Source organism: Arthrobacter sp. KUASC02 (genome assembly GCF_059739395.1).
This window is the reverse complement of the sequence record NZ_AP046053.1, coordinates 2,530,666-2,544,013: the sequence shown is the minus strand read 5'-3', so window position 1 is coordinate 2,544,013 and position 13,348 is coordinate 2,530,666. Positions and strand designations below refer to the sequence as shown.

The 13,348-nt window shown below is 65.5% G+C and carries 13 protein-coding genes; 10 read left to right on the top strand and 3 right to left on the bottom strand.

The window, feature by feature from the left end; all coding sequences use genetic code 11:
• Positions 1-39 precede the first annotated feature (39 nt).
• The 10 genes from uvrC to AC6JAC_RS11720 all read left to right on the top strand — a co-directional run bounded on the left by uvrC (position 40) and on the right by AC6JAC_RS11720 (position 10,061).
• Positions 40-2,049: an excinuclease ABC subunit UvrC gene (gene uvrC, locus AC6JAC_RS11765; protein WP_497964790.1), complete on the top strand. Its 2,010-nt coding sequence runs from the start codon at positions 40-42 to the stop codon at positions 2,047-2,049.
• A gap of 68 nt (positions 2,050-2,117) precedes the next feature.
• The gene (gene rapZ, locus AC6JAC_RS11760) at positions 2,118-3,041 is read left to right on the top strand and encodes an RNase adapter RapZ (protein WP_028269304.1); all 924 of its coding nucleotides are present in this window, start codon (positions 2,118-2,120) and stop codon (positions 3,039-3,041) included.
• A complete protein-coding gene (locus AC6JAC_RS11755) occupies positions 3,041-4,060 on the top strand; it encodes a gluconeogenesis factor YvcK family protein (RefSeq protein ID WP_028269303.1) in 1,020 nt (339 codons plus the stop codon). Before rapZ ends, AC6JAC_RS11755 begins: the two co-directional genes overlap by 1 nt.
• Before the next feature lie 9 nt (positions 4,061-4,069).
• Positions 4,070-5,050: a DNA-binding protein WhiA gene (gene whiA, locus AC6JAC_RS11750; protein ID WP_011691931.1), complete on the top strand. Its 981-nt coding sequence runs from the start codon at positions 4,070-4,072 to the stop codon at positions 5,048-5,050.
• A gap of 123 nt (positions 5,051-5,173) precedes the next feature.
• The gene (locus tag AC6JAC_RS11745; RefSeq protein ID WP_028269302.1) at positions 5,174-5,797 is read left to right on the top strand and encodes a superoxide dismutase; all 624 of its coding nucleotides are present in this window, start codon (positions 5,174-5,176) and stop codon (positions 5,795-5,797) included.
• Between the two features lie 265 nt (positions 5,798-6,062).
• Positions 6,063-7,073 carry a type I glyceraldehyde-3-phosphate dehydrogenase gene (gene gap, locus AC6JAC_RS11740; RefSeq protein WP_028269301.1) on the top strand — a complete coding sequence of 337 codons (1,011 nt, stop codon included), beginning with the start codon at positions 6,063-6,065 and terminating at the stop codon, positions 7,071-7,073.
• 10 nt (positions 7,074-7,083) lie between these two features.
• On the top strand, positions 7,084-8,310 hold the full coding sequence (locus AC6JAC_RS11735; protein WP_497964787.1) for a phosphoglycerate kinase: 1,227 nt from the start codon (positions 7,084-7,086) through the stop codon (positions 8,308-8,310).
• A gap of 99 nt (positions 8,311-8,409) precedes the next feature.
• Positions 8,410-9,225 carry a triose-phosphate isomerase gene (gene tpiA, locus AC6JAC_RS11730; protein ID WP_028269299.1) on the top strand — a complete coding sequence of 272 codons (816 nt, stop codon included), beginning with the start codon at positions 8,410-8,412 and terminating at the stop codon, positions 9,223-9,225.
• A gap of 49 nt (positions 9,226-9,274) precedes the next feature.
• Positions 9,275-9,532, top strand: a complete 258-nt coding sequence (secG, locus tag AC6JAC_RS11725) for a preprotein translocase subunit SecG (RefSeq protein ID WP_028269298.1) — start codon at positions 9,275-9,277, stop codon at positions 9,530-9,532.
• 151 nt (positions 9,533-9,683) lie between these two features.
• Complete coding sequence (locus tag AC6JAC_RS11720; RefSeq protein ID WP_028269297.1) at positions 9,684-10,061, top strand: RNA polymerase-binding protein RbpA; 378 nt, start codon at positions 9,684-9,686, stop codon at positions 10,059-10,061.
• On the opposite strand, the gene pgl is transcribed toward AC6JAC_RS11720, so the two are convergent.
• Genes pgl through zwf form a run of 3 tightly spaced genes read right to left on the bottom strand, consistent with a single transcriptional unit; the run spans position 10,032 to position 13,340 of the window.
• Complete coding sequence (gene pgl, locus AC6JAC_RS11715) at positions 10,032-10,850, bottom strand: 6-phosphogluconolactonase (protein ID WP_028269296.1); 819 nt, start codon at positions 10,848-10,850, stop codon at positions 10,032-10,034. The two genes, AC6JAC_RS11720 and pgl, sit on opposite strands and share 30 nt — an antisense overlap.
• Positions 10,840-11,781, bottom strand: a complete 942-nt coding sequence (locus AC6JAC_RS11710) for a glucose-6-phosphate dehydrogenase assembly protein OpcA (protein WP_028269295.1) — start codon at positions 11,779-11,781, stop codon at positions 10,840-10,842. Before AC6JAC_RS11710 ends, pgl begins: the two co-directional genes overlap by 11 nt.
• Complete coding sequence (gene zwf, locus AC6JAC_RS11705; RefSeq protein ID WP_028269294.1) at positions 11,778-13,340, bottom strand: glucose-6-phosphate dehydrogenase; 1,563 nt, start codon at positions 13,338-13,340, stop codon at positions 11,778-11,780. Before zwf ends, AC6JAC_RS11710 begins: the two co-directional genes overlap by 4 nt.
• Positions 13,341-13,348: the final 8 nt, after the last annotated feature.

Here is a 13,348-nt window from a genome sequence, read left to right as displayed (position 1 = left end):
TTGTCCGGAAGACCCCTGCAGCGTCAGTAGACTTGAATCGTGGCAGATCCAGCTAGTTACCGACCCCAAACGGGTGAGATTCCAACCAACCCGGGCGTGTACCGCTTCCGGGATCCGCACGGCCGAGTCATCTATGTCGGCAAGGCCAAAAGCCTGCGGTCCCGCCTGAATTCGTACTTCGCCAATCCCGGAGGACTGCTGCCCAAGACGTACGCCATGGTCCACGCTGCCAGCAGCGTGGAGTGGACCGTCGTCGGAAGTGAGCTTGAGTCGCTCCAGCTGGAGTACACCTGGATCAAGGAATTCAAGCCCCGGTTTAATGTCGTCTTCCGCGATGACAAAACCTACCCGTACCTTGCCGTCACGATGGGGGAGAAGTTCCCCCGCGTGCAGGTGCTGCGCGGGGAACGCCGCAAGGGCACCCGCTACTTCGGCCCGTACACGGCCGGAGCCATCCGCGAAACCATGGATACGCTGCTGCGCGTCTTCCCGGTCCGCAGCTGCAGCCCCGGCGTCCTGAAGCGGGCGCAGGCGAGCGGGCGGCCCTGCCTGCTCGGCTACATCGACAAATGCTCCGCGCCGTGTGTCGGCCGGGTGACGCCGGAGGAACACCGGGCACTGGCGGAGGACTTCTGCTCGTTCATGGGCGGCGAAGCCAAGCGCTTCATCGGGCGGCTGGAAAAGGACATGGCTGCGGCTGTTGCCGAGCTTGACTACGAGCGTGCCGCACGGGTCCGGGACGACATCATCGCCCTCCGGAAGGTCTTCGAACGCAACGCCGTGGTTCTCGCGGAGGACACTGACGCCGACATCTTCGCGCTGCATGAGGATGAGCTGGAAGCGGCCGTTCAGGTGTTCCACGTCCGGGGCGGGCGCGTCCGCGGCCAGCGCGGCTGGGTGGTGGAGAAGGTCGAAGACTTCACGACGCCGGACCTCGTGGAGCACCTGCTCCAGCAGGTCTACGGCGAAGAAGGCGAAACGCAGGGGCGGATGCCCCGCGAAGTCCTGGTGCCCGAAGAGCCGAGCAACGCCGCTGAACTCGCCCAGTGGCTCGCCGGGCTGCGGGGCGCGAAGGTGGACATCCGGGTCCCGCGCCGCGGCGACAAGGCAGCGCTCATGTCCACAGTGCGGGAAAACGCCGAGCATGCTCTGAAGCTGCACAAGTCGCGCCGGGCCGGAGACCTGACCAACCGTTCCCTGGCCCTGCAGGAACTCCAGGAAGCCCTGGACCTTCCTGTGGCGCTGCTCCGCATCGAGTGCTTCGACATCTCGCACGTGCAGGGGACCAACGTGGTGGCCTCCATGGTGGTGGTGGAAGACGGCCTTCCCAAGAAGTCCGACTACCGCAAATTCTCCATCACCGGCGCCGCAGCCACGGACGACACCGCAGCCATGCACGATGTTCTCACCAGGCGATTCCGGAACTACCTCCAGGAGCAGGAGGCGCAGGCGGAAGCAGCGAAACTTCCCGGCCACCAGGCCGCGCCTGAGGCCCTGGCCGTCGCTTCCATGCAGGACACCACCACCCCCGCCCCGCGCGCAAAATTCGCCTATCCGCCCAACCTGGTGGTGGTGGACGGCGGCAAGCCCCAGGTCAATGCGGCAGCGCGTGCCCTGGCAGAGCTCGGGATCGAGGACGTCTACGTGGTTGGGCTGGCCAAGCGCCTTGAAGAGGTCTGGCTCCCGGACAGTGATTTCCCGGTGATCCTGCCCAGGACGTCCGAAGGCCTCTACCTGCTCCAGCGCATCCGCGATGAAGCCCACCGCTTCGCCATTACCTTCCACCGCCAGAAGCGCGGCAAGGCCATGACGGTTTCGGCCCTGGACAGCGTTCCCGGCCTGGGCGAGGCCAAGCGCAAAGCACTGCTGGCACAGTTCGGTTCCGTCAAGAGCATCCGCACAGCGAGTGCGGCGGAACTGGCCACGGTCAAGGGCATCGGACCCTCGCTGGCTGACGCCATCGTCAGCCATTTCAGCAGCGGTGCCGCGGCCTCGGGTACGGAAGTGCCGGCAATCAACATGACCACCGGCGAAATCATTGAAACTTAGCTAGGGTAAGGACCTGAAGCGGAACGCGCGGTTGCGTCGAATTACACAGCAGGAATGGGGCATTGCTCATGGCAGAGTCAACGGCAGGATCCGAAGCGGAACAGGACGGCATGACGCCCGTCAGGCCCGTTGAAGCGGAGCTGCTCGTGGTGACGGGTATGTCCGGGGCAGGCCGCAGTACCGCTGCGGACGCCCTTGAGGACCACGGCTGGTACGTGGTGGAAAATCTTCCGCCGCAGATGCTCGGCACCCTGGCTGAGCTCGTGTCCCACGCCCCGCAGTCCATTCCCAAGCTCGCTGTGGTGGTGGACGTCCGCAGCAAGGCGCTGTTCACTGATATCCGGACCGCGCTGAAGACCCTTGAGGCGAGCGGTGTCATGTTCCGCGTCCTGTTCCTGGACGCCAACGACGACGTCCTGGTCCGGCGCTTCGAGCAGGGCCGCCGTCCGCACCCGCTCCAGGAAGGCGGGCGGATCCTCGACGGCATCGCCGCGGAGCGGGAGCTGCTGCATGAACTCCGCGATTCCGCGGACATTGTGCTCGACACGTCCGAGTTCAACGTCCACGCACTGGCCACCGCCATCACCGAGCTCTTCAGCGAAACCGGCCCCGTGGCCCTTCGGCTCAACGTCATGAGCTTCGGCTTCAAGTACGGCCTGCCGGTGGATGCGAACTTCGTGGTGGACGCGCGCTTCATCCCGAACCCGCACTGGGTTCCGCAGCTCCGCCCGCACACCGGCCTGGACAAGGACGTCAGCGATTACGTCCTTGAGGCCGAGGGGGTCAAAAGCTTCGTGGACCGCTACGTCCTGGCGATCGAACCCGTCCTGGACGGCTACCGCCGGGAGAACAAGCACTACGCCACCATCGCCGTGGGCTGCACCGGCGGCAAGCACCGGTCGGTTGCGGTCGCCATGGAACTGTCAAAGAAGCTCGCACAGTACCCCCGGGTCACCGTGACCACCACGCACCGGGATCTGGGCCGGGAGTAATGGGACTGCTTACCGGGCCGCTGCCCCTGGTTCCGCCGGCCGGGGGGACCATCGGCGGGCAGTTGGACAAAGGGCCGTCCGTCGTCGCCCTCGGCGGGGGCCACGGGCTCTCCGCTTCGCTGTCCGCCCTTCGCCTGCTCACCTCCGACCTGACCGCCATCGTCACAGTAGCGGACGACGGCGGGTCCTCCGGCCGCCTGCGCGAGGAGTACGGCGTCCTCCCGCCCGGAGACCTCCGGATGGCACTGACGGCCCTGTGTGACGACACCGACTGGGGCCGGACCTGGCGGGATGTCATGCAGCACCGCTTCAAGCCGGGTGCAGGCCGCGGCGGTTCCCTCGACGACCACGCCATGGGCAACCTGCTTATCGTCACCCTCTGGGAGCTGCTCGGCGACACCGTCGGCGGCCTGAAGTGGGCCGGAGCGCTGCTCGGTGCCCGCGGACAGGTCCTGCCCATGTCCAGCGAGCCGCTGACGATCGAGGGCGAAGTCCGGGTTCCCGGTCCGGACGGGACGTCCACCCTGGAAACGGTCAGGGGCCAGGCCAAGTGCGCGGTGGCGGGTTCGCTGGAGAGCGTCCGGCTCCTGCCGGAATCGGCCCATGCCTGCGTCGAAGCCCTGACGGCCATCGAACTGGCTGACTGGGTCATCCTCGGCCCGGGGTCCTGGTACACGTCCGTGCTGCCGCACCTGCTGCTGCCCGAGATGCGCCAGGCGCTGTCCGATACGCCCGCGAGGCGGTGCCTCACCATGAACCTGGCCACGGACACCAAAGAGACCTCCGGCATGTCCGCCGCCGACCACCTGCATGTGCTGCGCAGCTATGCGCCCGACTTCAGCATCGACGTCGTGCTCGCGGACCCCGTGTCCGTGCCGGACGTCGAGGAGTTCAAGCGGGCCGCCGGGATGCTCGGTGCCGAGGTTGTGTTGGGTAAAGTAGGGGCGTCGAGCCGCCGTCCGATCCACGACCCCCTGCGTCTGGCAACGGCGTACCACGATATTTTCGGGAACAGTTAGGAAGGTGCCATGGCACTGACATCATCAGTCAAGGAAGAACTGTCCCGCCTGGACATTAAGAAGTCCTCGGTCCGCAAGGCTGAAGTCTCCGCAATGCTGCGATTCGCCGGCGGACTCCACATCATTTCGGGCCGGATCGTCATCGAAGCCGAGGTGGACCTCGCGTCCACGGCGCGCCGGCTCCGGGCTGCCATCGCGGAGGTCTACGGCCACCAGAGCGAGATCATCGTCGTCTCCGGCGGCGGGCTCCGCCGCGGCAACCGGTATGTGGTCCGCGTGGTGCGGGACGGCGAAGCACTCGCCCGCCAGACCGGGCTGCTGGACGCCCGCGGCCGTCCCGTGCGGGGGCTGCCCTCGGCAGTGGTCAACGGCTCCGCCGCCGACGCGGAAGCCGTGTGGCGCGGGGCGTTCCTTGCCCACGGCTCGCTGACGGAACCCGGACGCTCCTCCGCGATGGAAGTGACGTGTCCCGGACCCGAATCGGCGCTGGCGCTGGTTGGGGCGGCCCGCCGCCTGGGCATCCAGGCCAAGGCCCGCGAAGTCAGGGGAGTGGACCGCGTGGTGATCCGGGACGGCGACACCATCGCCGCCCTGCTCACCCGAATGGGCGCGCACGACGCCTTGATGGTCTGGGAAGAACGCCGCATGCGCAAAGAGGTGCGGGCCACGGCCAACAGGCTGGCCAACTTCGATGACGCGAACCTGCGCCGCTCGGCGCAGGCCGCTGTTGCCGCCGGGGCCAGGGTGGACCGCGCTTTGGAGATCCTCGGTGACGATGTTCCGGACCACCTGAAATACGCCGGTGAACTGCGTGTTGCGCACAAGCAGGCCAGCCTGGACGAACTCGGCCGGCTGGCGGACCCGCCCATGACCAAGGACGCCATTGCCGGCAGGATCCGCAGGCTCCTGGCGATGGCGGACAAGCGCGCCCTGGACCTGGGGATTCCCGGGACCGAGGCCAATGTGACGCCGGAAATGCTGGACGAGTAACGGCACCCCTAGAATCAAGACCGGGTAACGGAAACCCGCTAAATTTCCGGGTGACCAGTCATCCGGATGCACAATCCGAGAGTTAGCAAACCGGACAACCCGTCCACGACAATGGAGGATTTTGTGACCGAGTACGTACTGCCTGAACTTAGCTACGACTATGCAGCGCTGGAGCCCCACATCTCCGCCCGCATCATGGAGCTGCACCACAGCAAGCACCACGCTGCCTACGTGGCCGGCGCCAACAACGCGCTGGCACAGCTGGCTGAGGCACGCGAAAAGGGCGACTTCGCCAACATCAACCGCCTTTCGAAGGACCTGGCTTTCCACACCGGCGGCCACGTCAACCACTCCGTGTTCTGGAACAACCTGTCCCCGGACGGCGGCGACAAGCCCGAGGGTGAACTGGCCGCGGCCATCGACGATGCCTTCGGTTCCTTCGACGCCTTCCGTGCGCAGTTCAGCGCTGCCGCGCTCGGCCTGCAGGGTTCGGGCTGGGGCTTCCTCGCCTACGAGCCCATCGGCGGAAACCTCGTCATCGAGCAGCTGTACGACCAGCAGGGCAACGTTGCACTCGGCACCACGCCGCTGCTCATGCTCGACATGTGGGAGCACGCCTTCTACCTGGACTACGTCAACGTCAAGGCTGACTACGTCAAGGCATTCTGGAACATCGTGAACTGGGCCGACGTCGCCAAGCGCTTCGACGGTGCACGCAAGAACGCCACGGGCCTCATCACCCTCTAAGCGTGACAGGCACGACACCCACCTGTAACAAACTTCACATTCAGGCCGTTTAGGACCGAATCGTGGAAGGACGGCCCCCGCACTTGCGGGGGTCGACCTACTTAAACGTAAGATGGATCACGGAAGGCGGTTAGCCTTCAGCAATGTGGCTGGTCGCCCTCCGATCTGGTAATCATCTCTGCCCAATGGCGTGCGGGATCTGTTAGTTGGCTTGAACGCCCGCTCAACTAGTTGTGCTTCTACAAGCACCAAGGAGACTGAAAAAGTGACGACCCGTATTGGTATCAACGGCTTTGGCCGTATCGGCCGCAACTACTTCCGCGCAGCACTCGCACAGGGCGCTGACCTCGAGATCGTTGCAGTCAACGACCTCACCAGCCCCGAGGCGCTGGCCCACCTCTTCAAGTACGACTCCGTAGGCGGCCGCCTGAAGGAGACCATCGAGGTCAAGGACGGCAACATCGTCGTCAACGGCAACGTCGTCAAGGTCCTTGCCGAACGCGATCCCGCCAACCTCCCCTGGGGCGAGCTGGGTGTTGACATCGTCATCGAGTCCACCGGTTTCTTCACCAAGGCTGCTGCCGCGAAGAAGCACATCGACGCCGGCGCCAAGAAGGTCCTGATCTCCGCCCCGGCCTCTGACGAGGACATCACCATCGTGATGGGCGTGAACCACGAGCTGTACGACAACGCCAAGCACCACATCATCTCCAACGCTTCCTGCACCACCAACTGCCTCGGCCCGCTGGCCAAGGTGGTCAACGACGAGTTCGGCATCGAGCGTGGCCTGATGACCACCGTCCACGCCTACACCGCCGACCAGAACCTGCAGGACGGCCCGCACAACGACCTCCGCCGTGCCCGCGCCGCTGCCATCAACATGGTCCCCACCTCCACCGGCGCGGCCAAGGCAATCGGCCTGGTCCTTCCGGAACTCAAGGGCAAGCTGGACGGCTACGCCATCCGTGTTCCCGTCCCCACCGGTTCCGCGACGGACCTCACGGTCACCGTTTCCCGCGAGACCACCGTTGAGGAAGTCAACGCAGCGCTGAAGAAGGCGTCCGAGTCCGAGGCACTCCAGGGCTTCCTGACCTACACGGATGAGCCGATCGTCTCCTCCGACATCGTCGGCGACCCGGCGTCGTCGATCTTTGACTCCGGTTTGACCAAGGTCATCGGCAACCAGGTCAAGGTTGTTTCCTGGTATGACAACGAATGGGGCTACTCGAACCGCCTTGTCGACCTCACGGAGCTCGTCGCATCCAAGCTGGGCTAGGGTTAGACACATGACATTCCACACCCTCAACGAACTGATCGCTGATGGTGTCCGCGGGCGGTACATTCTGGTCAGAAGTGACCTGAATGTGCCGCTCGACGGCTCTGAAGTGACTGACGACGGCCGCATCAAGGCCTCCCTGCCAGTACTGACGAAGCTCACGGACGCCGGTGCCCGCGTGCTGGTCACAGCCCACCTCGGCCGCCCCAAGGGCGCCCCGGAAGAAAAATACTCCCTCAAGCCCGCCGTGACGCGGCTGGCTGAGCTGGCGTCCTTCAAGGTCGCCCTGGCCGGGGACACCGTTGGTGCTTCGGCCAAGGAGCTTGCCGCTTCGCTGCAGGACGGCGAAGCGCTGGTTCTTGAAAACGTCCGTTTCGATGCCCGTGAGACCAGCAAGGACGACGCCGAACGCGGCGCCTTCGCGGACGAACTGGTGGCATTGACCGGGGATAACGGCGCGTTTGTGGATGACGCCTTCGGCGCCGTCCACCGCAAGCACGCCAGCGTGTACGACGTCGCCACGCGGCTGCCGTCGTACCAGGGCGACCTCGTGCACACCGAGGTCGAGGTGCTGCGCAAGCTCACCACGGAGACCCAGCGGCCCTACGTCGTCGTGCTCGGCGGTTCAAAAGTCTCGGACAAGCTTGCCGTCATTGACAACCTGATCGGCAAAGCGGACACCATCCTGGTAGGCGGCGGAATGCTGTTCACCTTCCTCGCGGCCGAGGGTCACAAAGTGGCCGGCAGCCTGCTGGAAGAAGACCAGATCCCCGTGGTGCAGGACTACCTGAAACGGGCGGCGGACGCAGGCACCGAGTTCGTTGTGCCCACGGACGTTTTAGTCGCGGCCAAGTTCGCAGCGGACGCCGACCACGAGACGGTCAGCGCTGACGCTATCGAGAGCAGCAGCTTCGGCGCACAGGGCATCGGCCTGGACATCGGACCCGAATCGGCAGCAGCCTTCGCCAGCCGGATCAAGGGTGCCAAGACCGTGTTCTGGAACGGCCCCATGGGTGTCTTCGAATTCGAAGCATTTGCCGGCGGCACCCGTGCCATCGCGCAGGCGCTTACTGAAGCGGATGCCTTCACTGTGGTGGGCGGCGGCGATTCCGCAGCCGCCGTCCGTACGCTGGGCTTCGCTGACGACCAGTTCGGCCACATCTCCACGGGTGGCGGCGCCAGCCTGGAGTACCTCGAAGGCAAGGAACTGCCGGGACTCAGCGTCCTGGACCGCTAGATCCTCCAGCCGGCAGGGCGCCCCGCTGAAATAGCCGGGGCCCTGCCGGCTGTTTCCATCACCAGCCCCTTTTTTGGACAAGCACTTTTTGGAGAACACGTGACAACGTCAACGAACGGCAAGTTCGACCGCACGCCCCTCATCGCCGGCAACTGGAAGATGAACATGGACCACGTCCAGGGCATCACCCTGCTGCAGAAGCTGGCCTGGACCCTGTCCGATGCCAAGCATGACTACAGCCGCGCGGAAGTTGCCGTCTTCCCGCCCTTCACCGACCTCCGCGGCGTCCAGACCCTGGTTCAGGGTGACGAACTGGAGGTTGTCTACGGCGGCCAGGACCTGTCGCAGTTCGATTCGGGTGCCTACACCGGTGACATCAGCGGCCAGTTCCTCAACAAGCTGGGCTGCAAGTACGTCCTGGTGGGCCACAGCGAACGGCGCACCATCCACAACGAGTCCGACGAAGTCCTGAACGCCAAGGTGAAGGCCGCCTTCCGCCACGGCGTCACCCCGGTGCTCTGCGTCGGCGAGGGCCTCGAAATCCGACAGGCCGGAACGCATGTCCAGCACACCCTGGACCAGCTCCGTGCCGACGTTGAGGGCCTTGGCGCTGAAGAAGCTGCTGAACTCGTGGTCGCCTACGAACCCGTCTGGGCCATTGGCACCGGTGAGGTTGCCGGACCGCAGGACGCCCAGGAAATGTGCGCAGCCATCCGCGCCGAACTCGTCAGCCTCTTCGGTGACGAGGTAGCCGCCAAGGTCCGCCTGCTCTACGGCGGTTCGGTCAAGGCCAACAACGCCGCGGCCATCCTCAACGAACGCGACGTCGACGGCGTGTTGGTGGGCGGGGCCAGCCTCGATCCCGCGGAGTTTGCTAATATTGTCAGGTTCGAGAGTCACCTGCTGACGGATTAGTCCGGACACAGGCGTGACCCCCGCAATCATCAACTTCTGAAAGGCCGTCGTGGACGTTCTTCATGTCATTCTGCAGATCCTCCTGGGCATCACCAGCCTCCTGCTGACGCTGCTCATCCTGCTCCACAAGGGACGGGGCGGCGGTCTGTCGGACATGTTCGGCGGCGGCATGAGCTCTGGCCTGAGCTCGTCCGGCGTGGCCGAGCGCAACCTCAACAGGTTCACGATCATCCTCGGCGTCACCTGGGGCGTTGTTATTATCGCGCTCGGCCTGCTGATGCGCTTCTCCGGCGGCGGCGACTCCTAGCAGCCGCTTTTCCGGACGAAATCGGGACCGGGAATTTTCAAGGAATTTACACATTCCCGGTACTAACGGCCCTGCCGCCGTCGGGAACTCCGAATTACACTGTGGCTGTTGGTGTCCAAATACCGGTCAGTCGAGTAGCCAGGAGTTCCCGATGGTGCATGCTGCTTCAGGGTTCCGGGGAACCCGTGTGGGGGCGTCCGAGGGGTCGGCCCCCAAAATTCAGCCAAACGACGTCGTCGGTGAACGCTTGCCGCGTATTCGTGTTTCCTATTGGTGCGCCAAGGGACACGAGACGCGGCCAGTTTTCATTAAGCTCCCGGAAGACCAGATACCGGCGGTCTGGGACTGCCGCCGCTGCGGAGGCCTGGCATCGCGGGACGAGACCCGGGTCGAGCTCCCGCATCATGCGGAGGAGGGCTACAAGAGCCACCTCGAGTACGTTAAAGAGCGGCGCTCCAGCCAGGACGCCGAAGACGTGCTGGCTGGAGCGCTGGAGCGGCTAAGAGCCCGCGGGACCTTTACGGACTAGCTGCTCGGGAACCCTTGCGGCTGCATTCTCATCGATCAGCCACAGCGTCTGTGACCGTCCGGCCGGCCCTGCCGCCGGAACCTGAACCGGGTTGGCGCCGGCCAGGGCGAGCCCCACGGCGCCGGCCTTGTCCTCGCCCGCAACAACCATCCAGACTTCGCTGGCCGTGTTGATGGCACGGAGGGTCAAGGAAATCCGTTCGGGCGGCGGTTTCGGCGAATTCCGGACCCCCACAACCGTGAGCTCCTTTTCCCTGATGCCTGCCTGCTCAGGGAACAACGAAGCCACGTGGGCATCCGGACCCACACCAAGAAGGACCACGTCGAACCGGGGAAGTGCCCCCGGGTTCTCGGGACGGTCATCGGACATGTCCGCAGCATGCTCCGCCGCGGCTGCCTCGGCAAGGCGGCGCGCATAGTCAGCGGCAGCCTCCTCCGGCGTGGCGAAGTCGTCCGTTGAACCCGGTTCGTGCACCCGTTCCGGGTCAACCGCTATGCGGGACAGCAGGGCCTCACGGGCCTGGAGCGTGTTCCGGTCGTTGTCGGTGCCGCCGACGAATCGCTCGTCGCCCCACCAGAAATTCACCTTGGACCAGTTCACGGCCGGAGCCGCCGCGGAGTCGGCCACCGCCTTGAGCGTTCCGATCCCCACAGTGCCGCCTGTAAGCACCACCGTCGCCTCACCGTGTTTGTCCTGGACGTCCACGAGCTTGGTGATGAGCCGCGCTGCGATGGCCGCCATCAATACGGATGAGTCGGGGTGGATGCTTACTCTGGGATCAGCGCTCACTGGGACGGACACTCCTTAGATTTGTACGGGGCAGTCCAATAGTAATCACTTCACCGAACACTTCGTCGGGATCCAGGCGGCGGAGTTCTTCGGCGAGGCAGTCCCGCAGGCTGCGGCGCGGCAGCGAGATGCGCTGCGCCGGCTGGCCCGGCTGGGTCAGTTCCGCTACGGACAGGCCGGGTCGGAAGAGCTGGACGTCGCCGCTGGCGCGGCTGAGCCGGACGCGGCGGATCCCGGTTCCGGCGGGGTCGGCCACGATGGTCACGGGCGCGTCCAGGGCCAGTGTCAGCCAGGCTGCCAGCAGGAGGGTGCTGGGGGAGTCCGAGGCGCCCTCGACGGCGACGGCCGTCACGGGTGAGGAATCCACCTGGTCCAGCACTGCCGCGAGCTGGATCCGCCAGTTGGTCAGGCGGGTCCAGGCGAGGTCGGTGTCGCCGGCCTTGTAGGTGTTGCGGATGTTATCGAGCGCCTTTTGCGGGTCCTCCTCGTTGGCCGAGTCGGTGATCCGGCGGTGCGCTATCCGGCCGATGGAGGTCTCACATGCGCTCTTCGGCGCACCGTGCGGCCACCAGGCCACGATCGGGGCGTCCGGGAGCAGCAGCGCCGCGACGAGGGATTCGCTTTCCTCGGCGAGCTCGCCGTATCCCCGCAGCACGATCACTTCGGAGGCACCGGCGTCGCCGCCCACCCGGATCTGCGCGTCCAGGCGTGTCGGGGCCTGGGCTCCGGCGTCGGCCAGGACGATGATCCGGCAGGGGTGTTCCCGGCTGGCTTCGTTGGCCGCTTCGATGGCCTCCTCTTCGAGCCCGGACTTGGTGACGACCACGAGGGTCAGCACCCGTCCGAGCGCGATCACGCCGCCCTGCTCGCGCAGGGACATGATCTTCTTGGAGATGGCTGAGGTTGTTGTATCGGGAAGATCTACGATCATGGCCTTCTCCAGGTTCGTCCGTCACGGGCCAGCAGCTCATCGGCCGAGGCGGGCCCCCAGCTTCCGGGGGCGTAGGGCTCGGGCTGTTCGCCCAGGCTGGCCCAGTACTCTTCAAAGGGATCCAGGATCTTCCAGGACAGTTCCACTTCCTGGTGCCGCGGGAACAGCGGCGGCTCACCGAGGAGCACGTCCAGGATCAGCCGCTCATAGGCTTCCGGGGACGATTCGGTGAACGAGTGGCCGTAGCCGAAGTCCATCGTCACGTCGCGGACTTCCATCTGCGTGCCCGGGACCTTGGACCCGAACCGGATCGTTGCGCCCTCATCGGGCTGGACCCGGATCACCACGGCGTTCTGGCCGAAGTCATCCTCCCCGTGGTCGCGGAAGAGCAGGTTGGGGGCGCGCTTGAATACGACGGCGATTTCCGTCACCCTGCGTCCAAGGCGTTTGCCGGCACGCAGGTAGAACGGCACCCCGGCCCAGCGCCGGGTGTGGATGTCCACCCGGACCGCGGCATAGGTTTCCGTCGTGGAGTCGGCGGGAATGCCTTCCTCCTCCAGGTACCCGAGCACCTGCTCCCCGCCCTGCCAGCCGCCGGCGAACTGCCCGCGCGCCGAGTGCGTGGACAGGTCGTCCGGGAGCTTGACCGCGGCCAGGACCTTTTCCTTCTCGGCCCGCAGGTCATCGGCGTTGAAGGAAATGGGTTCCTCCATCGCCGTGAGCGCCAGGAGCTGGAGCAGGTGGTTCTGGATGACGTCGCGGGCCGCGCCCACACCGTCGTAGTACCCGGCCCGGCCGCCGGTGCCGATGTCCTCGGCCATGGTGATCTGGACATGGTCCACGTAGTTCGCGTTCCACAACGGTTCGAACAGCTGGTTCGCGAACCGCAGCGCCAGGATGTTCTGGACCGTTTCCTTGCCCAGGTAATGATCGATCCGGAACACCGCATCCGGCGGGAACACGGACTCCACGATGTCGTTCAGCTGCCGGGCCGACTCGAGGTCGTGCCCGAACGGCTTTTCGATCACCACCCGCCGCCACTTATCACCCTCGGCCTGCGCCAGGCCATGCTTGGACAGCTGCCGGCAAACCTGCTCGAACGCCTTCGGCGGGATCGAGAGGTAGAACGCGTGGTTCCCCCGCGTTCCGCGCTGCTCGTCCAGTTCATCGATCGTGTCGCCGAGCCGCTCAAAGGCGTCATCGTCGTCGAACTCGCCCTGGACAAACCGGATGCCCTCCGACAGCTGGTTCCAGACCGCTTCGTCAAACGGGGTCCTGGCGTAGGCCATCACGGCCGCCTTGACCTCGGCGGCGAAGTCCTCGTTCTCCCACTGCCGCCGGGCGAAGCCCACCAGGGCAAAACTCGGCGGCAACAGCCCCCGGTTCGCCAGGTCATACACGGCAGGCATGAGCTTCTTGCGGGCGAGGTCGCCGGTCACTCCGAAGAGGACCAGCGAGGAGGGCCCGGCAATGCGGTTAAGCCGGCGGTCCCGCGGGTCCCTCAGCGGGTTGCGGCCCCGCCCAGCAGATTTCCTGCTGCCGATTTCAGTTTCTGGCATGGTTGCTT

Excerpts from the sequence above, each read along its gene's own strand:
- AC6JAC_RS11710 (WP_028269295.1), bottom strand. The coding sequence starts at position 11,781 with ATGATCGTAGATCTTCCCGATACAACAACCTCAGCCATCTCCAAGAAG.
- rapZ (WP_028269304.1), top strand. The coding sequence starts at position 2,118 with ATGGCAGAGTCAACGGCAGGATCCGAAGCGGAACAGGACGGCATGACG.
- AC6JAC_RS11720 (WP_028269297.1), top strand. The coding sequence starts at position 9,684 with ATGGTGCATGCTGCTTCAGGGTTCCGGGGAACCCGTGTGGGGGCGTCC.
- zwf (WP_028269294.1), bottom strand. The coding sequence starts at position 13,340 with ATGCCAGAAACTGAAATCGGCAGCAGGAAATCTGCTGGGCGGGGCCGC.
- whiA (WP_011691931.1), top strand. The coding sequence starts at position 4,070 with ATGGCACTGACATCATCAGTCAAGGAAGAACTGTCCCGCCTGGACATT.
- AC6JAC_RS11755 (WP_028269303.1), top strand. The coding sequence starts at position 3,041 with ATGGGACTGCTTACCGGGCCGCTGCCCCTGGTTCCGCCGGCCGGGGGG.
- AC6JAC_RS11735 (WP_497964787.1), top strand. The coding sequence starts at position 7,084 with ATGACATTCCACACCCTCAACGAACTGATCGCTGATGGTGTCCGCGGG.